Below are 21,646 nucleotides of genomic sequence, written 5' to 3'. Positions count from 1 at the left end.
CCCCTCGCGTTACCGGCAATTTCCACTGTAGCCGTTTTCGTCGTATGCCGCAGGCATCTCGCGCGCGTGATAGGTTTCCGCGCATGAGCGAAGGCCGGTGGACGTATCTCTCCGACATGGACGGTGTGCTGGTCAGGGAGGAACACCTCGTCCCGGGGGCGGACGAGTTCCTTGCCGAACTGCGGAACAACGATATCGACTTCTTGGTGCTCACCAATAACTCGATCTACACTCCGCGCGACTTGCGGGCGCGGCTGCTGCGCACTGGTCTGGACATCCCCGAGGAGTCGATCTGGACCTCGGCTCTGGCGACCGCCAAGTTCCTCGCGTCGCAGCGGCCGAACGGCTCGGCGTTCGTGATCGGCGAGGCCGGGCTCACCACGGCGCTGCACGAGGTCGGCTACGTGCTGACCGAACGCGACCCGGACTACGTCGTGCTCGGCGAGACCCGCACGTACAGCTTCAGCGCGATCACCCGCGCGATCCGGCTGATCGAGGGCGGCGCGAAATTCATCGCGACGAACCCGGACGCGACCGGCCCGAGCGTCGAGGGCTCGATGCCTGCCACCGGGTCCGTCGCCGCGCTGATCGAACGGGCCACCGGCCGCTCCCCGTACTACGTCGGCAAGCCGAACCCGCTGATGATGCGGTCCGCGCTGCGCCGGCTGGGCGCGCATTCGGAGTCGACGCTCATGATCGGCGACCGGATGGACACCGACGTGCACTCCGGGATCGAGGCCGGACTGCAGACCATTCTGGTGCTCACCGGCATCTCGAACGAGGAATCGGTGGAGAACTACCCGTACCGGCCGACGAAGGTGATCGGCTCGGTCGCCGACCTGATCGGGCGAACGCTCGACCCGTTCGGCGAAGGCTGACCGCCCACCGCCCGGGATCAGGGCATATCGTCGAACGATGAGCGTCTATGTGGTGGGCGACGTCCACGGGCACCGGGACGCCCTGGTTGACGCACTGCGCGCCGAGGGCCTGGTCGACAGCGACGGCAAGTGGGCCGGCGTCGACGACCGCTTGTGGTTCCTCGGCGACTTCACCGACCGCGGCCCGGACGGCGTCGGGGTGATCGACTTCGTGCGCGAGCTGCAGGAGCAGGCGGCGGAGGCGGGCGGCTCGGTGCAGATGCTGCTCGGCAACCACGAGATCCTGCTGCTCGGGATGTACCACTTCGGCGACCGTCCGGTGCCGTCCGACTTCGGGCCGCGCAGTTTCGCGCGCAGCTGGGAGATCAACGGCGGCCTGCTGTCGGACCAGGACCGGCTCACCCCCGAGCACATCGAGTGGCTCACCGAACGCCCGCTCGTCGCGGTCGACGAGGATCACCTGCTGCTGCACTCGGACACCCTCGAGTACCTCGACTGGGGCGAGGACCTCGACTCGATCAACGCCACCGCGCACGACATCCTCTCCGGCAGCAACATCGAGGCCTGGTGGGACGTGTGGCGGCGGATGACCACCCGGTACGCCTTCCGCGGCCCGGACGGCGAGGAGAACGCCGATCGGCTGCTCAACGCACTGGGCGGCTCGCGGATCGTGCACGGGCACAGCGTGATCGCCGACCAGCTCGGCATCCACCCGACGCAGATCGAAGGCCCGTACCTCTACGCCGGAGGGAAAGCGCTGGGCATCGACGGCGGCCTGTTCGTCGGCGGTCCGTGCCTCGTGGTGAAGCTGCCCTTCGAGCCTGAGGACTAGCTGGCCGCGTACCGCAGTTCGAGGATCCCGGACGGGAAGGCGGTGCTCTTCACCAGCCGCAATCGCCGGGCTTCGCCGAGTTCCGGGAACAGCGCCGCGCCCTTGCCGGTGACGGCGGGGAGCACCCAGAGCCGGTACTCGTCCACGACGCCGAGCTTGATCAGCGAGTGCAGGAATTCGGTGCCGCCGGCGGCGACGAGATCCTTGCCGGGTTCGGCCTTGAGCTGGGCGATCTCCTCCGCGAGGTCTCCGCTGGCGATCCGGGTCTCGGCCCAGTCCGCGGTGGTGAGTGTTCTGGAGAAGACGACCTTGGGGATCGCGTTCATCGCCTCGGCCGAGGGATGGTCCGAGGTGGGCCAGAAGCCCGCCATGGCTTCGTAAGTGTTGCGGCCCATCAGGAAAGCCCCGGCCTCCCACAGCTGGTCGACGAAGTATTTCTCCTGCTCGGGGTCGTCGATGGACATCATGACGTCCCGGATGCCGTTGTCGGCGTCGGCGCTCTTGCCGTCGAGTGAGACGTAGAAACCGAGGATCAGCTTGCGTGCACTTGTCATGCGGCACAGCTTGCTGCCGATGGTTTGAGTTGTCAAGACAAAATTATTTTTCGGTAGGACCTGCGGAGAGGCCGCGAGGCGAACCGAACTGGCCGGTTCGCCTCGCGGCAGGTCAACCGAGGACGGACCTCAGGAGTCGACGATCTCCTTGCCCAGCGGCATCAGCGAGATGGGGATCATCTTGAAGTTCGCCAGGCCCAGCGGGATGCCGATGATCGTCAGGCACTGCAGGGCCCCGGTGATCAGGTGGCCGATGCTGAGCCACAGTCCGGCGACCAGGAACCAGATCACGTTGCCGACGAACGAGCCGACCCCGGCTTCGCGGCGGTCGACGACCGTGCGGCCGAAGGGCCACAGCGCGTAGTTCGCGATCCGGAACGACGCGATGCCGAACGGGATCGTGACGATCAGGACGCAGCAGATGACTCCGGCGAACAGGTAGCCCAGCGCCATCCAGAAACCGGCGAGGACGAGCCAGATCACGTTGAGGATCAGTCGCATCAGACGTACAACTCCCCGCTCACTACGGTGACGGCCTGGCCACGCAGCAGCACGCGGTCGTCGCGGACTTCGGTGCGCACGGTTCCGCCGCGGGCGGAGATCTGGTGACCGACGAGGGCGTTCTTGCCCAGTTTCCGCGTCCAGTACGGGGCCAGCGAGCAGTGCGCGGAACCGGTGACCGGGTCCTCGTCGACGCCTACCCCGGGGCCGAAGAACCGGCTGACGAAGTCGTCGCCCGCCGCGGTGATGATCAGCCGACCGGTCCAGGTGGCGCGCAGGGCGTCGAGGTCCGGCTGTGCCTGGCGGACCGCTTCGACGCTTTCGAGCTCCACGAAGAGGTTCTCGCGCGCCCGTCCGGTGAACTTCGCCGGCAGGTCGAGGATGCGGGAGAGGTCTTCGCCGGTCTCGACGGGCGGGTCGGCGGGGAAGTCCATCTCGATCCAGCCGTCGGCCTTGGTGCAGGTGAGCCTGCCGCTGAGGGTGTCGTAAACCTGGTGCCCGCCAAGGACATGCGTGACCGCGATGGTGGCGTGCCCGCAGAGCGAGACCTCGTCGGTCGGGGTGAACCAGCGCAGGGATTTCGCTCCCTCGCCGGTGGCGACCACGAACGCGGTCTCGGAGTGCTTCATCTCCGCCGCGACCTGTTGCATCCACTCGGCGTCCGCGGGTTGCTCGAGCACGACGACGCCCGCCGGATTGCCGGCGAACGCCTGGTCGGTGAAGGCGTCGACTAGGTGGAATTGCATGGAGCCGATCTTGCCCTGCCGCACGGGGGCAGGGCATCGGGGATTAGCCCTGAATTCTCAGCGCACGCCCTCTTCGATCGTCTCCAGCAGCCACGTCCGCAGGTGCGCGCCCGTCGACGGGGTGAAATGCAGCCGGAACCCGCCGTCGGGCAACGGTTCCGAGAACGTCAGGTACCGCCCGCCGTCGGTGTCCACGAACGTCGCCGTCGAGACCGGGCGGAGCGTGCCTTGTCCTGGCCGCAGCGAAAGTTCCACGGTTCCGTGCCGGTGCAGCGGCCACTGCGAGTACCCGGCCAGCGCGTCGCGATCCTGGCGCGACGGCGCGGGCGCCGCGGCGTTGCGTTTCGGCGGCGGGCCCTGGGTGATCGCGACCGGGGAGACGGGCAGCGCCGGATAGGGCGGGAACATGCTCAGCACCAGATCCACCAGCCGCTCCGGCCGGACCTGCTGGAAGCGAAGCCCGTCGTCGACCTGCTCCGAGAACACGCCGAGGCCCTCGCCGATGCACGCCCGGTACAGCACGGTCCCGGACGGCAGTTCGGCCGCGCGCACGATGATCAGCACGTCCGGCCTCGTCCACGCGCGCAGGGTCGCTTCGACATCGCGGTCGAGTTTCTCCGCGTCGGCCAGCCCCCGGCCGCGCAGCGCGGTCCACGCCTCCTCGGCCAGCCGGTTGTGCTCGGTCATCGTCGCGCCCGCGCTGCGGATCTCGAACGGATGCCACGACGCGGGCAGCCCGGTGCGCCGCACCGCCACGTCGGTCTCGGTCCAGCCCAGGGAGAATTCCTCTGGCAACGTCCCAGTCCCCTCGTGCACGAAACAACCCGCACCGAGGGTAGCGGAACGCGCACGACCATCAGCCGCTCGTGCGAGCGCACCCCATAACTAGGGTGGCGGAAAGGTCCGAAATCGAGCTTAGACTCGGGCTCGTCGACGAAGACCGCCACGGGAGGCACCGATGCCTGACGCGCCTGCACTGCCGAGTTACGCCTCCGGGACCTCCAGCGTCCCCCTGCTCGGCGACACGATCGGGGACAATTTCGACCGCACGGTGGCCGCGTTCGGCGACCGGGACGCGCTCGTCGACCGCGAGGCAGGCGCCCGCTGGACCTACCGCGAACTCGCCGCCGAGGTCGACACCCTCGCGCACGGGCTGCTGGCGTCGGGCATCGGCAAGGGCGACCGCGTCGGCATCTGGTCGCCGAACCGGGCGGAATGGACGTTCCTCCAGTACGCGACGGCGAAGATCGGCGCGATCCTGGTCAACATCAACCCGGCCTACCGCTCGCACGAACTGCAGTACGTGCTCAGCCAGGCGGGCATCCGGATGCTCGTTGCCGCGGACAAGTTCAAGACGTCCGACTACGGGGCGATGATCGAGGAGGTGCGGCCGAACTGTCCCGGGCTGGAAGCGGTCGTGCTGCTCGGCACCTCGTCGTGGACCGACCTGATGGAGTCGGGCCGCGGCGGCGACACGGAACGGCTCGCGCAATTGCAGGCCGGGCTGTCCGCGGACGACCCGATCAACATCCAGTACACGAGCGGCACCACCGGTTTCCCGAAGGGCGCGACGCTCAGCCACCACAACATCCTCAACAACGGCTATTTCGTCGGCGAACTGTGCAATTACACCGAGGAGGACCGGGTCTGCATCCCGGTGCCCTTCTACCACTGCTTCGGCATGGTGATGGGCAACCTCGCGTGCACCAGCCACGGTTCGTGCATGGTCATCCCGGCCCCGGCGTTCGACCCGAAGGCCACGCTCGCCGCGGTCGCCGCCGAACGCTGCACGTCGCTGTACGGCGTGCCGACGATGTTCATCGCCGAGCTGAACCACCCCGAGTTCGAGACGTTCGACCTCGGCTCGCTGCGCACCGGCATCATGGCCGGATCGCCGTGCCCGGTCGAGGTGATGAAGCAGGTCATCGACCGGATGGGGATGACCGAGGTGTCCATTTGCTACGGCATGACCGAGACGTCGCCGGTGTCCACGCAGACCCGCGCGGACGATTCGGTGGAGCGCCGGGTGTCCACGGTCGGCCGGGTCGGCCCGCATCTGGAGTCCAAAGTGGTCGATCCGGAAACCGGGCTGACCGTGCCCCGCGGCACGCCTGGCGAATTGTGCACCCGCGGCTATTCGGTGATGCTCGGCTATTGGGAGGAACCGGAAAAGACCGCCGAGGCGATCGACGCCGCGCGCTGGATGCACACCGGCGACCTCGCGATCATGGACGACGAGGGATACATCAACATCACCGGCCGGATCAAGGACATGGTGATCCGCGGCGGCGAGAACATCTATCCGCGCGAGATCGAGGAATTCCTCTACACGCATCCGGACGTGCTGGACGCGCAGGTGATCGGCGTGCCGGACGTCAAGTACGGCGAGGAATTGATGGCCTGGATCCGGATGCGCGAAGGCGCGCAGCCGCTGACCACGGAAGCGGTGCGCGAGTTCTGCCAGGGCAAGCTGGCGCATTACAAGATCCCGCGCTACATCCACGTGGTCGAGGAATTCCCGATGACGGTGACCGGGAAGGTGCGCAAGGTAGAAATGCGCCAGCAGTCGGTGACCTTGCTGGGGTTGGAGCAGGCGGCGTCGCAGAAGCACGCGTGAGCTGACACCGGCGGCCGTCCGATGTGGACGGCCGCCGGTTCGCGTCAGGCGGAAGCGGCCGCGGCGGCTTCGGCGAGGGCTTTCTCGTCCTCCTCGCCGAAGGTGTCCTCGAGCTGCTCGGGCGAGTAGTCGAGGTCGATCTGCTCGACCGGCGTGCCCCGCGCGGATTCGATCGCACCGAGGCGGCGCTGGGCGCGGTCGGCGGCGTACTGGATCAATTCCTCGGGGTCGTTGTCGAACGGGACTTCCTCGAATTGGTCCTGCACCCACTGGATCATGCCGAGCGCGTGCGGCAGCAGTTCGCCCATGCGTTCCTGCACGGCGTCCCACATCGCGTCGTCCGCGGCGACGTGCCGGCGGCAGGTGAACGTGCCCCACGCCATGTGGCGGCGTTCGTCGTCGCCGATGCGGCGCACCAGTTCCTGCATTCCCGGCAGGATCTGGTTCTGCGTGCAGATCAGCTGCCACGAGTAGTACCCGGTGAGCGCGAGGCTGCCTTCGATCACGTGGTTGTACGTCACGCTCGCGCGGATCTGGTTGAGCGGACTGGGATCGTCCTCCAGCGTGCGCAGCGACTGCGGCAGTTCCTCGTAGAAAAGCTTGCGGTAGTGCGGGTTTTCCGCGACGTAGGAATGCAGGTCGTCGTCCAGTCCGACGGCGTCCATCCAGCGCCGGAAGACCTCGACGTGCTTGGCTTCCTCGAAACAGAACTGCGTCAGGTACATCTCGTCGCCGAACCGGCCGGTCGACGACATCGCGCGCATGAACGGCTGGATGTCCTCGGTCACCGCCTCCTCGCCCGCGATGAACTGCGCGACGAGGTAGGTGGTCGAGCGCTGCTGCTCGGGCGTCAGGCTTTCCCAGCCCTCGCGTTCCCTGCTGAAATCGAGGTCCGCCGGGTTCCAGAACTTCTTGTTGCCCTTGACGAACAGCCGCAACGGGAACGAGTCCCAGTTCAGCCCGCCCTTGCGCAGGGACGAGAATCCGCTGCGCAGCTCCGGAAGCGTCTCGGTCATGACTGGCCCTCTCGTTTCACTCCATTGTGGACGAATTGGTCGATGGCGGGGGCGATCACCGCGAGGACCGACTCGGCGGCCTCGGACGCGGAATGCGTCGGCAGCACCAGGTGGCTGAGCGACAGCCGGACCACCGTTTCGGCGAGCAGCGCGGCGGCCTCCTGGGTGAGCCGGGGTTCGAGCGCGAGGTACTGCTGCGCCGCGAGTTCGGCCGACGCGGTGAGGATCGGTTCGCCGCGCGAGGTCAGCAGGGGGAGCAGGTCCTCTCCCGCCTCGGTGCCGAGCGCCGCCGCGATCAGCCGGTTCTCCCTGGCGTGTTCGATCGTGTAGACGACCGCGCCGCGGATGCCCGTGAGCAAACTCTCGGCGTCCTCGAACCGGCAGCGGATGCCGTCGAGGAACTCTGCCGCGACGCGCAGCGCGACGGCCTGCGTGAGCGCCGCCTTGCTGCCGAACTCGTTGTAGACCGTCTGCCTGCTGACCCCGGCTTTCGCGGCCACGTCGGCCATCCGGAGACCCTGATGGCCGCGATCGGGGAGCAGGTCCGCGGCCGCGTCGAGCAGCGTTTCGCGAAGTGTCGCCTTGGTCCGCTCGGTGAAGCTGGTCACACCGCCAGCTTGACACAGACTGAATCTGTGTCAAGAACCTTTACCTGGATGGTGCACGTGTACAGCGGACGGTCCGGAACTGTCGGTCCGGACAGCTACCGTGTGGGACGTGGGCATCACGGTGGGGTTCGACCTCGACATGACATTGATCGATCCGCGGCCGGGCATGGTCGCGGCGATGAACGCGCTGGGCAAGAAGTCCGGGCTGGCGTTCGACGGGGAAGCGTTCGCCTCGAACCTCGGGCCGCCGCTCGATCAGGCGCTGCGCGATTTCGGCGCGCCCGAGGACCGGATTCCCGAGCTGATCTGGCAGTTCCGCGAGCTGTACCCGGAGACGGTCGTGCCGAGCACGGTCGCGCTCCCCGGCGCGGCCGAGGCGCTGGAGGCGGTCCGGGCGGCAGGCGGGCGGACGGTCGTGGTCACCGGGAAGTACGGGCCCAACGCGCAGATGCACCTCGACGCGCTGGGCATGAAGGTCGACGCGCTGGTGGGCGAGCTGTGGTCCACGCAGAAGGCGGCGGCCCTGCTGGAACACGAGGCACGGGCGTACGTCGGCGATCACCTCGGCGACGTACGGGGTGCGCGAGCGGCCAACGCGATGGCCGTGGCCGTGGCGACCGGGCCGTGCAGCCGCGAGGAATTGGCCGCCGAGGGCGCGGACGTGGTGTTCGACTCGCTGGTCGAGTTCCCCGGGTGGTTCGCCGGGACGTTCGTGGAGACCGCGGTGTAACCGCTGGTCAGCCGTGCTTTCCGGCGCGGGCTTCCTGGATCAGCGCGATCAGCCCGAGCAGGAGGCCGAGCGGGGTGATCACGCCGGCGGCCGCGCTGAGCCACACCGGCAGGTTCTCGAGTCCGGCGGCGAACAGCACGAACACTGTCGCCACGGCGAGCATGCCGATGGCGAACAGGCCGATGCCGAGCCGCATGAGGATCGGTTTGCCGGTCTGTTTCGCTGCGTTCTCCATGGGGTGAGAGTAACGGGACTATCCGCTTCTCCCCAGCGCCTGTGGCGAGATACGCTTATCGGACGCGCGCCTCGAGATCGCTCGGGGCGCGTTCGTCGTGACCTGCACAGCAGAAGGACTGGTGAGGGAAGTGCCGACCGGCAAGGTCAAGTGGTACGACGCGGAGAAGGGGTTCGGCTTCGTCACGCAAGACGGCGGTGCGGACGTCTACATCCGCAAGGCCGCGCTGCCCCACGGCGTGGAGGGCCTGAAAGCCGGGCAGCGGCTCGAGTTCGGCGTGGCCGACGGCAGGCGCGGACCGCAGGCGCTCTCCGTCCGGTTGCTGGACCCGCCGCCGTCGGTCGCCGAGGCGCGCCGCCGACCCGCGGAGGAGCTGCACGGCCTCGTCGAGGACATGATCAAGCTGCTGGAGCTGAAGGTCCAGCCGGACCTGCGGCGCAACCGGTACCCGGATCGCAAGAACACCAAGCAGATCGCGGAGATCATGCGGGCGGTCGCGCGCGACCTCGACCCGTGATCAGTCACGCCACCGCTTGAAACAGTGAAGGGCTCCGTGCGGGAATCTCCCCGCGCGGAGCCCTTCACGGCTTTTGGCCGGATCAGGCAGGCTGGACCTGCAGCGACCACAGCGCCGTCGTGACGGCTTCCGCGTCGTTCGGGTCGCCGGTGCGGCTGATAACCGACGCCTGTGCGATTTCGACCACCACGATCTGGTCGTCCTTCGCGGGCGGCGTCGCGGTGTAGGCGTAGCGGTCGCGGGAGGTGATGATGTCCTCCTTGAGCGGCTGGGGCTCGCCCTTGCCGTTCACGTACTGCACGGTGACCTTCCACGGCGTCTCGGCGATTTCCTTCGGCACCGAGATCTGCACCGAGCGGCCCGGCCGCACCTTGAGCTTGCCGGTCGCGCCGGGGTTGGCCGCGCAGACGCCGGACTTGATGTCGCAGTTGCCGATCGGGGCGACGTTGATCGTGTGCCCGTCGGCGTAGAAAGTCACCTCGGCCGGGCCCGGCGCGGAACAGCCGGCCACCGCGAAACCACCGGCCGCGAGCACGGCCACCACCCGGGAACGTCGCATGGCCCGAGATTACCGGCGGCCCCGCGCGGGCCCCGGGGCGGGGAAGCTGCCGGTCGGCTCCGGGCGCAATGGGCGATTTCCGCCGAGGCCGGGCAGCAGCGAACCGCCGCGCTGCACCAGGAACGTCTGCGTGAGGCCGACCGCGAGCAGGAGCGTCACGACCAGGAAGCCGATCCAGTACGTCGGCGGCAGCAGCAGCCCGACCGCGCCGCCCATGCACCACGACAGCTGCAGCACCGTCTCGGAACGCCCGAACGCCGAGGCGCGCGACTGCTCCGGCAGGTCCTCCTGGATCACCGCGTCGAGGCTGATCTTCGCCAGCGCGCTGGCGGTCGCGCCGATGAGACCGACGATCGCCGCCGTGGCGAGGCCCGGCAGCAGCGTCGCGATCAGCGTCGTCACGACACACGCCGCCACGCAGGCCACGATCACCTGGTCCGCCGAACCGAAGTGCAGCCGCGAACCCAGTGCGTTGCCGACGAATCCGCCGACGCCCGCGGCCGCGCCGATGATGCCCAGCAACAGCAACTGCACGAACGGGCTGTGCCCGGCGTGCTCGGTCTGCGCCTTCACCGCGAAGGCGGCGAACATCATCAGGAAGCCGGTCAGCACGCGGACGGAACCGTTGCCCCACAAGGCAACGACGATGTGGCGTCCCATCGGCTGGCGCTGCCGCTTCTGCTTCGGCTCCGGCCGCGCGGACAGCGACGTCGGGACTTCGCCCTCGGTCACCTCGACCCACGACGGGATCCGCATCGACTGCACGGCCGCGGCCACGCAGATCACCGCGGTGAACCACAGTGCGCCCGAGGAGTTGGAGAGGCTGCTCACCCCGCTGGCCAGCGCGCCGAACACGCCGCCCGCGATCAGGCCGAAGACGGTGATCCGCGCGTTGGTCTTCGACAGCGTGATCTCCGGCGGCACCACGCGCGGCGTGACCGCCGCCTTCAGCACGGTGAACGACTTCGACAGCACCATCATCCCGAGCGCCGCCGGGTACAGCAGCCAGTCGTCGAAGTGCAGCGCCATCACCACGGCCATCAGGCCCTGGCCGATCGACGAGACGCACATCGCGAGCCTGCGGCCGCGCTGGATCCGGTCCAGCGCCGGGCCGATCACCGGCGCGACGAGCGCGAACGGCGCGATTGTGATCAGCAGGTACAGCGCGACCTTGCCCTTGCTCTCGCCGCTGGTCGCGGCGAAGAACAGCGTGTTGGCCAGCGCGATCGCCATCGCCGCGTCGCTGGCGTAGTTCAGCATCACCGCGTACATCAGCGAGGTGAGACCGGACTTGTCCGCGCCGTCTGCCTTGGTGGCGCGCTGGAACGCGCCGATCGCCTGTCCGCTCAGCTGACGGCTGCGCAGCGCGGCGACCCGCGTGACGGTGAGCTTCTTCGGCAGCTTCGGGACCGACCCGGCGCCGGGGACGGCGGTGGTGTTGAAGGCCTCGTCCTGCTCGTCTTCGACGCGTGGCTCGCCCGCGTAGCCGCCGGTGTCGTAGTGCTCGTAGCCGGCGCTGCCGGGACGGTCGTCGTACGGCCGCGGGTGGACGGGCTCGGTGCGGTGGTCGCGCGGCGGGTATGGCCGGGCGCCGCGCGGGGGCGGCGGCGGACGGTGTCCCATCGGGACAGCGCCGGTGGGCGCTTCCTCGGCGTTCGGCGGGAACGGCGGCGCGTCGTCGTAGAACGCGCTGCGCGGCTCCGGCCGTCCGGGATAACCGCGGGGAGGGCGCTGATCGACGTGCTCGGGCCGCGGTTCGGCCGGGCGGCCGCGCGGAGGTTCGGGCTGGATGCGCTCCGGCCGGGCCCGCGGCGGTTCCGGCGCGTACTCCGGCGGCGCCTGGCGAACGCGCTGGTCAACGGCCTGATCGACCCGGGTCGGCGGGGTGTCGCGCCACGAGCGGGCCTGCGCCGCGCCGGGCTCGGGAGTCCAGCGGCGCTTCTTCTTCCCACGGCCTTTGCCCGACTGCCCGCCGAGGGGGCTGTCGGAACCGGAGCGCGAGCTGAAGAGGGCCACGGTTCAATCCTGCCTCATCGAGGTCACGTACCGCCCGCTCACGTGCCGGTTCGCTGATTTTCCGGGACGAACTTCACGCGGAACGACGTCGGCCACAGCTTCCCGGTCAGCAGGAATTCGTCCGTGCCCGGGATCGCGGCGATGCCGTTCAGCACGTCCTCGCCGGGCCGGGACGGCGTGCGGAGCTTGCCGGCGTCGATCTTCGCGGTGATCCGTCCGGTGCCGGCGTCGATGCGCAGAATGGTTCCGGTCTGCCAGACGTTCGCGTAAACGGTGTCGCCGACGCACTCCAGTTCGTTCAGCTGGTCCTGGCCGACGTCGACGGAACCGGTGACCGCAAACGTTTGCGGGTCGCGGAAGGTGAGCATCGACGACCCGTTGCTCATCACCAGCCGCCCGCTGGGCTGATGGCACAGTCCCCAGCCCTCGCCGTCGTAGTGCACGCGCCGCAGTTCGGCGAGCGTCTGGGAGTCGCGTTCGATCGCGATCCCGTCGCGCCAGGTCAGCTGCCACAGCTTCGGCCCGAGCACGGTGATGCCCTCGGCGAACAACGGCGACGGCACCGTCACCTGTTTGGCTGGTGTTCCGCCTGCCGGTCCCGCGGTGAGCGCGGACTTGCCTTCGAGTCCGCGGCTCTCGTACAGCGTCGTGCCGGAGTACTCGAGTCCTTCGGTGAAGGCGGTCGAGTCGTGCGGCAGCGTTCCGAGCACCTGGACGGTGAGCTGTTCGGGCTGGGCGGGCGCGGCTTGGGTGCCCGCGCATCCGCCGAGCAGGGCGGCGGCCACCAGGGGCCAGACGATCCGGGTTCGCACGAGGAACAGCCTGGCACGGGCGGCGCGGATGCGTGCGGCACAATTGGGGGTATGACGCTGCTGTTGACCCTGGACGACGGCTCTCTCCACCGGAAGCTCGCGGACGCTGTCGAGGCCGCGCGGGAGGCCGTGCTGGCGGAAGCACCCGCTGACCAGGTCGGCGAGCACGTCGGAGTGGAACGCGAGGACGCGGTTTCCGCGAGCCACCTCTTCGAAGCCTCGGTGCCCGGATACCGCGGCTGGCGCTGGTCGGTCACCGTCGCGGTGGCCGGGCCGGACGAGCCGGTCACGGTGAGCGAACTGGTGCTGCAGCCGGGCCCGGAGGCCCTGGTCGCGCCCGCGTGGGTGCCGTGGGAGCAGCGGGTGCGCGCCGGGGACCTCGGCGTCGGCGACCTGTTCCCCGCGGACAAGGACGACCCGCGCCTCTCGCCCGCGTATCTCCAGTCGGACGACCCGGCCGTCGAGGAAGCGGCGCACGAGGTCGGCCTCGGCCGGGTGCACGTGCTTTCGCGCTACGGCAGGCTCGACGCGGCCGCCCGCTGGCACGGCGGCGAGTTCGGCCCGCGTTCGGACATGGCCCGTAGCGCGCCCGCGACCTGCGGGACTTGTGGGTTCTTCGTCCCGCTGGCTGGGTCGCTGCGCGGCGCCTTCGGGGCGTGCACGAACGACATCGCGCCCGCGGACGGGCACGTCGTGGACGTGGCTTACGGATGCGGCGCGCACTCCGAGGTGCGGGTCGAGGTGACGTCCTCGGTTCCCGTCGCGGAGCTGGTTTACGACGATTCGCTGATCGACTTCACGCCCGCTCCGGAGCCGGCTCCGGAACCGAGCGTCGCCGCGGACCCGGCGGTGGTGGAAGAGGCGGCGGCCGCGGCGGCCGAGGAGACCGCTGAGGTCGCGGCGGTGGAGCCGGAGGCGGCCGCGGAGGTGGCGGTCGAGGAAACTGCCGTCGAGGTGGCTGCCGAGCCGGCTTCGGACGCGGCGGAGGAGTCTGCGGCGAAGGAGCCGGACGTCGTCGAGGCTTCGGCGGCGGGCACTGCTGCCGAAGTGGTCGTCGAGGCCGTTGCTCCGGACGCTTCTGATGCGACTTCGGACGAGGACGACTCCGACGGGAGCGATGTCCTCCGGTGAACGAAGTCGCTGGGGGAGCGGCTGATCCTTTCGGGACAGTCCGGCTGCGGGAAGCGGCGCTGAGCGCCTGGCGCGATTCGCCCACCCGCTTCACCGAGGACACCAACTCGGAACGCGACCTGCGCGTCGGCGCGTACCGCGACCGGTTGTTCGTCGAACTCGCGCAGAACGCCGCCGACGCCGCGCAAATCGCGGGCGAACCGGGGCGGATCCGGGTGTCCGTTGTGGACGGTGAACTGCGGTTCGCCAACACCGGCGCGCCGCTGGACACCCGAGGGGTCGAATCGCTGGCGTCGTTGCGGGCGTCGGCCAAGGAAGGGACCGTCGGCCGGTTCGGGGTCGGATTCGCGGCCGTGCTGACCGTCACCGACGAACCCCGGGTCGTTTCGACCTCGGGCGGGGTCGCGTTTTCCGCGCAGCGCACCCGGGAGGAATCCGGCCGGGACGGCGACGTTCCGGTGCTACGGCTGCCGTTTCCCGTCACGGAACAGCCGCCTGCCGGATTCGCCACCGAAGTGCGGTTGCCGCTGAAGGAGTCCGGGCAGGGTCTGCTCGACAGTCTGGCGAACGAGATCGAAGACCTCCTGCTGGCCCTGCCGTGGCTCGCCGAGGCCGAAGTGGACGGTCGCAAGTGGACTCGAAGCGGCGACGAGATCGTCGAGATCACTTCGCCGACCGGGCAACGACGGTGGCTGAAGCACGGAGTCTGGGCCGTTCCGGTCGACGCCGACGGCGTCCCGCAGTCACTCGAAGACGATGTGCTGCACGCGCCGACGCCGACCGACGAAGGCCTTTCGCTCCCGGCCCGGTTGATTGCCGAAGTGCCCCTGGAGCCGTCTCGCCGCCGGGTGCTTCCCGGCGCGGAGCTCACTCGCGCGCTGGAGAGGGCGGCGAGTGAATACGTCGAACTGGTCCGGGCAGTCAAAGCGGAACACCGGCCGACCTTGGTCCCCGCCGCGGGATTCCCGCTGTCCACTGTGGACTCACAGCTGAAAGACCTGGTTTACACCTCGCTCGCGCAGGAACCCTGGCTGGCCACTGTGGACGGTCAGGAAGTCTCCGGACAGCAGGCGCGGGTGCTCGACGTCGACGGGCTGGCTCCGCTGCTGGCCGACGTCATCCCGGGCTTGGTGCAAGCGAATCCCCGGCTGCTCAAGCCGGTCTCCGCGCACATCCTCGGCATCGGCGACGTCCTCGAAGTGCTGACTGGGATCGATCGCGAACCCGGCTGGTGGCAGAAGCTGTACGCGGAGCTGGCGGTCGCGGTCGAGAGTCACGCGCTCAGCGCGAATCAGCTCGACGGACTGCCGGTCCCGCTGTCGGACGGGCGGACGTTGCCGGGCGTCAAGGGCGCGCTGCTCGTCGACGGCAGCAGTGAACTCCGCGAACTTCTGTCCGATGTGGACGTTCCCGGCCTCCGGCTGGTGCACCCAGGCGCGGCGCATCAGTTGCTGGAACTGTTGGGAGCCAAGCACGCGGACGCGCGGCAGCTGCTCGAAGCGGAACAGCTGCAGTACGCGGTCGAGCACAGTGTCGCCGACGTTCAGTCCGGTTTGGACGGAATGAACCTCGCGGGCGCGGTGCTCCGGCTGGTCACCGATTGCGGCGATCAGGCGCCGGAGTGGATCGGCGCGCTGGCACTGCCCGCGGAGGACGGCTGGCGGCGCGCGGACGAACTGGTGCTGCCGACGTCGCCGTTGCTGGATGTCATCGACCCCGAGGTGTTCGAGCCCGGCGGCGCGCTTTCCGTGCTGGACGAGGAATTCGCCGAAGATTGGCCGACGGGAACCCTCGTCGCGGCGAAGGTGCTCGACTCGTTCGCGGTCGTGCTGGACGAGGATCCGCACGAACCCGACCACCACCTGCCGGACGAAGAGCAGTGGTGGGATTCGTTCGAGCAGCCGCCGACGACGGTCGTGTCCATTCGCGACCTCGACCTCGTCGCGGACGACGCCTGGCCGGACGCGCTCCGCTTGATCGCGTCCCGGCCGGAAACGTGGCAGGCACTGCACAGCCCGGACGGCCACGCGGGCTGGTGGCTCGCGCGGTACGCCCTGCTGGCCGGCGAAGCCCCCGGCGCGTGGCGGCTCGCTTCGGCGACCGCGCTGGCGGGCCTGTACGAACCGGTCCCCGACCTCGAGTTGAGCGACGATCTGCTCCGCGCCGTCGGCGTCCGGACCGGACTGGACCTGGAGACCGCGGAGGACGTCACCGACCTGCTCGAACGACTCGGCGACCCGCAACGGACGCCGACCCCGGGCTTGGTCGCCCGCGCACACGCGGCGTTGGTGGCCGCACCGATCGACGTCTCCGACGTCGACGCCCCCGCCCGAGTCCGCGCGGCGGACGGGAGCGTCGTCGAGGAAGCCGTGGTGCTGGACGTGCCATGGGTCGCGGCTGCCCTGGACCCGGCGAAGATCCTCGTCGCGCCCGCGGATCCGGAGCGACTGGCGGAACTCCTCGACGTCCCCGTCGCGAGCAGCCTGAAAGCCGAGGTCGAGAGCACCGGCGAGTACGTCGCGTGGGCCGACCTGCCCGCCCTCGCGCTCGCCGCGGACCAACTCGGCATCACGCTGCCGGACGGCGGGGTGCTGCTGCACGACCCGCTCACGGTAACGGTCGAGGGTGCTTCGGCGGAGGTGCCGTGGTGGTCAGACGACCGACTGCACGCGGCGGACACGTCCGAGGGGCTGGCGCGCGCGTTCGCGTGGGCGAGTGATCGGTGGGGCGAGCGTTATCGCATCACGGCGTTGCTGGAAGATCCGGCGCCGCGGACGCTGCTGAACTGACGTCGTGAGTGCCTAGGCCGGTTAGAACCGGCGTAAACACGCACGAGCCCTAAAGCCGCTGCGCCGATTTGGACCCGCGCCGAGCGGCCGCGCGCTGCCAGAAAATAATCCCGAACCCGATGAACCCGAGCGCGATCCCGGCGAGGCACGTCTGCACCCACACGCCCTCGCTGGTGAAGAAAAGCACCACGAGCGCGACAAGCCAGAGCGCAGTACCTACGATCACCACCGGCGTCAGGTCGGTGAGCCGCTTCGGCAGGTCCGGCGTGTGCCGCAGGGCGGCCGGAGTGTCCGGGGCGCTGGTCGGTTCTTCCACGGGCCAGAGTTTACCCGGACGGAAACAGCGAGACAGGCGGGGAAATGGCGGAGCAGCGCGAGCGGGCGGGGTCCACACTGGACCGCTTCTTCCGGATCAGCGAACGCGGGTCGAGCACCGGGCGGGAGATCCGCGGCGGTGTGGTCACGTTCGTGACGATGGCCTACATCGTGGTCCTCAACCCGCTGATCATCGGCAGTTTCGCGGCCGACACCCCGTCCGCGCACAAGGACGTGCTCGGCCACATCCTCCCGGTGCCGCAGGTCGCGGCGGTGACCGCGCTCGTCGCGGGCGTGCTGACGATCCTGATGGGGCTCGTCGCGAACTACCCGTTCGGCATCGCGACCGGGCTCGGCATCAACAGCCTGCTCGCGGTCACCATCGCGCCGCAGATGAGCTGGCCGGAGGCGATGGGCCTGGTGGTCATCGAGGGCGTGATCATCGTCCTGCTCGTGCTCACCGGCTTCCGCACCGCGGTGTTCCGCGCCGTGCCGCCCGCGCTCAAATCCGCGATCGCGGTCGGCATCGGGCTGTTCATCTGCCTGATCGGGCTGGTCGACGCCGGGTTCGTGCGCAGGCTGCCGGACGACGCGCACACCACGGTGCCGGTCGGGCTCGGCATCGGCGGTTCCATCGCCTCGTGGCCGACCGCGGTGTTCGTCGTCGGGCTGCTGCTCACCGCGGTGCTCGTGGCCAAGAAGGTCAAGGGCGCGATCCTGATCGGCGTGCTCGGCTCGACGGTCCTCGCGATCGTGGTCGAGGCGATCGTGAAGGCCGGACCGTCGAACGGCACCGACCCGAAGGGCTGGAACCTCGGCTACCCGGCGCTGCCGAGCAAGGTCATCGGCCTCCCGGACCTGTCGCTGGTCGGCGACGTGTCGTTCGGCGCGTGGACCCGGTTGCCGATCATCACCGTGGTGCTGCTCGTCTTCACCCTCGTGCTCGCGGACTTCTTCGACGCCATGGGCACGATGACTGGCCTCGGCAAGGAAGCCGGTCTGGTCGGCAAGGACGGGCAGCTCCCGAACGTCGGCAAGGCGCTGTTCGTCGAGGGCCTCGCGGGCGCGGCCGGCGGGTTCGGCTCGGCCAGCTCGAACACGGTGTTCGTGGAATCCGCATCGGGTATCGCGGAGGGCGCGCGGACCGGTCTGGCGAACGTCGTGACCGGTCTGCTGTTCATCGCCGCGATGTTCCTGACCCCGCTGTACCAGGTCGTGCCGGTCGAGGCGGCGGCTCCGGCGCTGGTCGTGGTCGGCGCGCTGATGATGGCGCAGGTCCGCGACATCGACTTCACCGATTTCAAGATCGCGCTGCCCGCGTTCCTGACCATCGTCGTCATGCCGTTCACGTACTCGATCGCCAACGGCATCGGCGCCGGATTCGTCAGCTACGTCGTGATCCAGGCGGTCACCGGCAAGGCCCGCAAGGTGCATCCGCTGATGTGGGTGATCGCGGTGGCGTTCGTGGCCTACTTCGCCGTCGGGCCGATCCAGGCCGCACTCAGCTGACCGGCGGACTGTGCTGATCGTTACTAGTCCGACCACAGTCACGGCCTCATGGCTTTTGTAGCAACGGTTACGTGCCGGGGTGGGGGCGGCCTGCTTTTGGTCGGACTAGTAAGCACCCGGGCGCAGGTCGTGAGGTATGCTAACTATATGTCCGGCGACCCGCACGAGCGTTCCCTGGCGAGCCGCTTGCGTCTCGCGGTGGTGCGGCTCAACCGCCGTCTCCGGGCACAGCGGGTGGCTGACGACGTGTCGCTCACGCAGATCGCGGCGTTGTCCACCCTGCACAAATGCGGCCCGCTGACCCCCGGTCAGCTCGCCGCGAAGGAAGGCGTCCAGCCGCCCTCGATGACGAGGGTCATCGCCGCGCTCGAGGAGATGGGGTTCGTCGAGCGCAGGCCGCACCCGACTGACGGCCGCCAGGCCATCGTCGAGCTGTCCGACGACGGGCTCACGTTCGTGCGCAAGGCCATCTCGGTGCGGGAGGCGTGGCTGGACCGGCAACTGGCCGAACTCGGCGAGGAAGAGCTCGAAGTGCTCTCCCGAGCCGCGGAGATCATCGACAGGATGGCGGGGAACTAGCACAGGTGACCACCACGGGTAGCGAAACAGGATGTCCGGCCCAATCCACTGCTACCCGGGACACGGCACCGCCGCCGTCCAGTTCCGCTCCACCCGGCCCCTCTTCCGTCCCGGCCGGGAAATCGTCTTCCGCCGCGGAATCCCCGGAGACCAAGACCCGCCGCACGATGTTCTCGTCGCTGCGCGTGCGGAACTACCGGCTCTTCTTCAGCGGCCAGGTCATCTCGAACATCGGCACCTGGATGCAGCGCATCGCCCAGGACTGGCTGGTGTTCACGCTGTCGGGCAACGACCCGGTGGCGCTCGGCGTCGCGGTCGCGCTGCAGTTCATCCCGACCGTGCTGCTGTCGCTGTGGGCGGGCGTGCTCGCCGACCGGGTCGACAAGCGCAAGCTGCTGATGCTCATCCAGGCGGCGAACTGCCTGCAGGCCGTGCTGCTCGGCGTGCTCGACCTGACCGGCGTCGCCCAGCTCTGGCACGTCTACCTGCTGTGCGTGATGCTCGGGACGACCTCGGCGATCGAGGTGCCGACGCGCCAGTCGTTCGTCGCCGAGATGGTCGGCCGGGACCAGGTGGCGAACGCGGTCGCGCTCAACTCGTCGATCTTCAACATGGCCCGCATCGTCGGACCGGCCATCGCCGGGTTCGCGATCACCTGGGTCGGCACCGGCTGGCTGTTCATCGCGAACGCGGCGAGCACGCTCGCGGTGATCACCGGGGTCGCGCTGATGAACCCGGCGAAGCTGTTCCGCGGTCCGGCGATCCCGCGCGCCAAGGGTCAGCTCATGGAGGGCCTGCGCTACGTGCGCGGACGGCCGGACCTGGTGACGGTCATGGTGCTGATGTTTTTCGTCAGCACGTTTGGCATCACCTACTTCACGTCGCTGCCGATCGTCGCCGCGAACGTCTTCCACACCCAAGCCGACGGGTACGGCCTGCTGTCGACGCTCGTCGCGGTCGGCACCTTCACCGGTGCGCTGGCGTCGGCTCGGCGCGGGGTGAAGAGCCGTCCCCGGGTGCGGCTGATGCTGGTGTCGGCGGCGCTGCTCGGGGTGTTCGAGTTCGTCACCGCGTTCATGCCGACGTACCTGGCGTTCGGGATCGGGCTGATCCCGCTCGGGTTCGCCACGATCACCTTCCTGAACACGGCGAACGCGCTGGTGCAGACGTCGGTGTCGCCGGAGATGCGCGGCCGCGTGATGGGCATCTACGTGCTGGTGCTGATCGGCGGCAACCCGATCGGCGGGCCGATGACCGGCTGGATGGCCGACGCGTTCGGCGGCCGGTCGCCGTTCTACATCGGCGGGGCGATTTCGGCGATCGCGGCGGTGGTGTGCGCGGTGGTGCTGATCCGGCGCGGCGGCGTCCGGATGCCCCGGCGGCTCGGCAACGGCCTGCGAATCCTGTCGCGGGAACGGGTCTGACCTGCGGAAATGGCTGTCCGAAGGCAGCGGAGACCGCCGAAAGTCGTCACTCGTGAGGGTGAGACTGAGGTCTCCGCTGGGACGGGCTTGCCTCGGTTGGTGAGGTTAGGCTAACCTCATACATGTCCGCTTCGTGGTGGGAGCGGCAGTCAGTTCGGGAACGGACAGAGCCCCGCGACCTGGGAACCCCGGGACGCGGGGCTCTGTTCATGGTCGGGGCTCTTCCCCGCGAGGGCAAGGCCGTTCACGGGGTGAGCGTCAGGACGGGTGCGGGGTCGGGGTCTCCAGCGGATGCTCGCCGGGCCGCATCGGGAGCCGGCGCAGCCGCAGGCCGAAGTACACGTGGTAGGCCACCCGAACGGCATCGTCGTTCGGCAGCAGCACCTCGTGGCGCACGCCGTCGACCGTCTCGATCAGCCGGTCGCCGGACAGCGTCACGCGGCCCTGGGCGGTCGGGCGCGAGCACGTGAGGGTCTGCGTGAAGTGCGACTGCGGCGACGTCGACTGCCACCACGCCATCGGCGCGAAGTCCGACAGCTGCCGTGGGCGGCGCTCCAAGCGGTACTCGGGCTTGCCGTCGCGCAGGACGTCCACGTCGCCGTACGGGGCGTCCAGGAGGAGGTATTCGCCCTCTGGATCGCTCTGCGGCTCGACCGCGGACAGCGCGAGCGGCTGCCGGCTGAACTTGCCGAAGCCGACGTCCACCAGGTACTGCTCCTCGCCGAGTTGGACGAGGATGGCGGCGTGGTCGAGCGGCGGTCCGGGCACCCCGGCGTCGTTGAAAACGCGAGCCGCGTGCAGCGTCGCGGCGAAGCCCAGCTCTCGCAGCAGGGCGGCGAAAAGACCGTTCAGCTCGTAGCAGAATCCGCCGCGATGGTGGCGCACGAGCTTGTCGAAGAGCGCTTCTTCGGTGAGTTCGATGGGTTCCCCGAGGTGCACGCTGAGGTTCTCGAACGGGACGTGCATCAGGTGCCGCTCCTGCAGCAGGCGCAGCGCGGCCAGGTCAGCCGCCGGAGGCACCGGCAGGTCCAGGCGAGCGAGGTAAGCGTCGACGTCCATGGGTTCCACTCTCACACCTCCAGTGCACTCCAGGTCAAGCGAAAAAACGGGGTCCGGCCTGTCGCCAGGCCGGACCCCGGGGTGCCGCTGGCCTCAGCTGAGCAGGAGGCCGTTGCCGCCGGCGACGGCGTTGTCGAAGCGCTTGCTGATCTCGGCCCAGTTGAAGATGTTCCACAGGGCGTTGACGTAGTCCGGCTTCACGTTCTTGTAGTCCAGGTA

23 protein-coding genes are annotated in these 21,646 nt (G+C 69.2%); 10 read left to right on the top strand and 13 right to left on the bottom strand.

Annotated elements, in window-relative coordinates:
- Positions 1-83: 83 nt before the first annotated feature.
- The gene (locus tag PUT80_RS35475; RefSeq protein ID WP_275294761.1) at positions 84-878 is read left to right on the top strand and encodes an HAD-IIA family hydrolase; all 795 of its coding nucleotides are present in this window, start codon (positions 84-86) and stop codon (positions 876-878) included.
- Between the two features lie 37 nt (positions 879-915).
- Positions 916-1,710 (top strand): metallophosphoesterase, encoded by a 795-nt coding sequence (locus tag PUT80_RS35470; protein WP_275294760.1) that lies wholly within the window; start codon positions 916-918, stop codon positions 1,708-1,710.
- Here the strand turns inward: PUT80_RS35470 and PUT80_RS35465 are convergent.
- From PUT80_RS35465 to PUT80_RS35450, 4 genes are all read right to left on the bottom strand, one after another.
- On the bottom strand, positions 1,707-2,264 hold the full coding sequence (locus PUT80_RS35465) for a dihydrofolate reductase family protein (protein WP_275294759.1): 558 nt from the start codon (positions 2,262-2,264) through the stop codon (positions 1,707-1,709). The two genes, PUT80_RS35470 and PUT80_RS35465, sit on opposite strands and share 4 nt — an antisense overlap.
- A gap of 129 nt (positions 2,265-2,393) precedes the next feature.
- A complete protein-coding gene (locus tag PUT80_RS35460) occupies positions 2,394-2,765 on the bottom strand; it encodes a YccF domain-containing protein (RefSeq protein ID WP_037807799.1) in 372 nt (123 codons plus the stop codon).
- Positions 2,765-3,511: a PhzF family phenazine biosynthesis protein gene (locus PUT80_RS35455; protein WP_275294758.1), complete on the bottom strand. Its 747-nt coding sequence runs from the start codon at positions 3,509-3,511 to the stop codon at positions 2,765-2,767. Before PUT80_RS35455 ends, PUT80_RS35460 begins: the two co-directional genes overlap by 1 nt.
- Positions 3,512-3,568: 57 nt before the next feature.
- Positions 3,569-4,327, bottom strand: a complete 759-nt coding sequence (locus PUT80_RS35450) for an ESX secretion-associated protein EspG (RefSeq protein ID WP_134661878.1) — start codon at positions 4,325-4,327, stop codon at positions 3,569-3,571.
- A gap of 142 nt (positions 4,328-4,469) precedes the next feature.
- On the opposite strand from PUT80_RS35450, the gene PUT80_RS35445 reads away from it, so the two are divergent.
- On the top strand, positions 4,470-6,128 hold the full coding sequence (locus PUT80_RS35445) for an AMP-binding protein (protein WP_275294757.1): 1,659 nt from the start codon (positions 4,470-4,472) through the stop codon (positions 6,126-6,128).
- Between the two features lie 44 nt (positions 6,129-6,172).
- On the opposite strand, the gene PUT80_RS35440 is transcribed toward PUT80_RS35445, so the two are convergent.
- Together PUT80_RS35440 and PUT80_RS35435 are read right to left on the bottom strand one after the other, a co-directional pair.
- Positions 6,173-7,144, bottom strand: a complete 972-nt coding sequence (locus tag PUT80_RS35440; RefSeq protein WP_275294756.1) for a R2-like ligand-binding oxidase — start codon at positions 7,142-7,144, stop codon at positions 6,173-6,175.
- The gene (locus tag PUT80_RS35435; RefSeq protein ID WP_037807788.1) at positions 7,141-7,752 is read right to left on the bottom strand and encodes a TetR family transcriptional regulator; all 612 of its coding nucleotides are present in this window, start codon (positions 7,750-7,752) and stop codon (positions 7,141-7,143) included. The genes PUT80_RS35440 and PUT80_RS35435 overlap by 4 nt, the downstream gene beginning before the upstream one ends.
- 109 nt (positions 7,753-7,861) lie before the next feature.
- Here PUT80_RS35435 and PUT80_RS35430 point away from each other — a divergent pair, with 109 nt between their 5' ends.
- The gene (locus PUT80_RS35430) at positions 7,862-8,482 is read left to right on the top strand and encodes an HAD hydrolase-like protein (protein ID WP_275294755.1); all 621 of its coding nucleotides are present in this window, start codon (positions 7,862-7,864) and stop codon (positions 8,480-8,482) included.
- Positions 8,483-8,489: 7 nt separating this feature from the next.
- On the opposite strand, the gene PUT80_RS35425 is transcribed toward PUT80_RS35430, so the two are convergent.
- Positions 8,490-8,717 carry a hypothetical protein gene (locus tag PUT80_RS35425; RefSeq protein ID WP_037807785.1) on the bottom strand — a complete coding sequence of 76 codons (228 nt, stop codon included), beginning with the start codon at positions 8,715-8,717 and terminating at the stop codon, positions 8,490-8,492.
- A gap of 130 nt (positions 8,718-8,847) precedes the next feature.
- Here PUT80_RS35425 and PUT80_RS35420 point away from each other — a divergent pair, with 130 nt between their 5' ends.
- Positions 8,848-9,234: a cold-shock protein gene (locus tag PUT80_RS35420; protein WP_037718500.1), complete on the top strand. Its 387-nt coding sequence runs from the start codon at positions 8,848-8,850 to the stop codon at positions 9,232-9,234.
- Between the two features lie 82 nt (positions 9,235-9,316).
- Here the strand turns inward: PUT80_RS35420 and PUT80_RS35415 are convergent, their stop codons facing one another.
- From PUT80_RS35415 to PUT80_RS35405, 3 genes are read right to left on the bottom strand one after another with little or no spacing between them, the layout of a single operon-like run.
- Positions 9,317-9,793 carry a DUF2771 family protein gene (locus PUT80_RS35415; protein ID WP_037807782.1) on the bottom strand — a complete coding sequence of 159 codons (477 nt, stop codon included), beginning with the start codon at positions 9,791-9,793 and terminating at the stop codon, positions 9,317-9,319.
- Positions 9,794-9,802: 9 nt separating this feature from the next.
- Entirely contained in the window at positions 9,803-11,809 is a 2,007-nt protein-coding gene (locus PUT80_RS35410) for an MFS transporter (protein WP_037807777.1), read from the bottom strand.
- Positions 11,810-11,847: 38 nt separating this feature from the next.
- A complete protein-coding gene (locus PUT80_RS35405; RefSeq protein ID WP_275294754.1) occupies positions 11,848-12,621 on the bottom strand; it encodes a glutaminyl-peptide cyclotransferase in 774 nt (257 codons plus the stop codon).
- Positions 12,622-12,672: 51 nt separating this feature from the next.
- Here PUT80_RS35405 and PUT80_RS35400 point away from each other — a divergent pair, with 51 nt between their 5' ends.
- Together PUT80_RS35400 and PUT80_RS35395 are read left to right on the top strand one after the other, a co-directional pair.
- Complete coding sequence (locus PUT80_RS35400) at positions 12,673-13,752, top strand: DUF3027 domain-containing protein (protein ID WP_275294753.1); 1,080 nt, start codon at positions 12,673-12,675, stop codon at positions 13,750-13,752.
- Positions 13,749-16,541: a molecular chaperone Hsp90 gene (locus PUT80_RS35395; protein WP_275294752.1), complete on the top strand. Its 2,793-nt coding sequence runs from the start codon at positions 13,749-13,751 to the stop codon at positions 16,539-16,541. Before PUT80_RS35400 ends, PUT80_RS35395 begins: the two co-directional genes overlap by 4 nt.
- A 49-nt stretch (positions 16,542-16,590) precedes the next feature.
- Here PUT80_RS35395 and PUT80_RS35390 read toward each other — a convergent pair whose 3' ends face one another.
- Complete coding sequence (locus PUT80_RS35390; protein ID WP_037809264.1) at positions 16,591-16,818, bottom strand: DUF2530 domain-containing protein; 228 nt, start codon at positions 16,816-16,818, stop codon at positions 16,591-16,593.
- 83 nt (positions 16,819-16,901) lie between these two features.
- Here PUT80_RS35390 and PUT80_RS35385 point away from each other — a divergent pair, with 83 nt between their 5' ends.
- From PUT80_RS35385 to PUT80_RS35375, 3 genes are all read left to right on the top strand, one after another.
- Entirely contained in the window at positions 16,902-18,365 is a 1,464-nt protein-coding gene (locus PUT80_RS35385; RefSeq protein ID WP_037807765.1) for an NCS2 family permease, read from the top strand.
- Between the two features lie 147 nt (positions 18,366-18,512).
- On the top strand, positions 18,513-18,944 hold the full coding sequence (locus tag PUT80_RS35380) for a MarR family transcriptional regulator (RefSeq protein WP_037807762.1): 432 nt from the start codon (positions 18,513-18,515) through the stop codon (positions 18,942-18,944).
- Positions 18,945-19,111: 167 nt separating this feature from the next.
- A complete protein-coding gene (locus PUT80_RS35375; protein WP_238604074.1) occupies positions 19,112-20,368 on the top strand; it encodes an MFS transporter in 1,257 nt (418 codons plus the stop codon).
- A 258-nt stretch (positions 20,369-20,626) separates the two neighbouring features.
- Here PUT80_RS35375 and PUT80_RS35370 read toward each other — a convergent pair whose 3' ends face one another.
- Together PUT80_RS35370 and PUT80_RS35365 are read right to left on the bottom strand one after the other, a co-directional pair.
- Positions 20,627-21,427, bottom strand: coding sequence for an arylamine N-acetyltransferase (locus PUT80_RS35370; RefSeq protein ID WP_238604075.1), 801 nt, complete (start codon positions 21,425-21,427; stop codon positions 20,627-20,629).
- 93 nt (positions 21,428-21,520) lie between these two features.
- Positions 21,521-21,646, bottom strand: a 126-nt coding sequence (locus tag PUT80_RS35365; protein ID WP_275294775.1) for a Fe-Mn family superoxide dismutase, incomplete at its 5' end; no start/stop codon positions are given.

It is taken from the genome of Amycolatopsis sp. La24 (assembly GCF_029087445.1).
Taxonomy (GTDB): domain Bacteria; phylum Actinomycetota; class Actinomycetes; order Mycobacteriales; family Pseudonocardiaceae; genus Amycolatopsis; species Amycolatopsis nivea.
The sequence above is the reverse complement of the archived record's forward strand: the minus strand, read 5'-3'. Positions and strand labels throughout refer to the sequence as shown.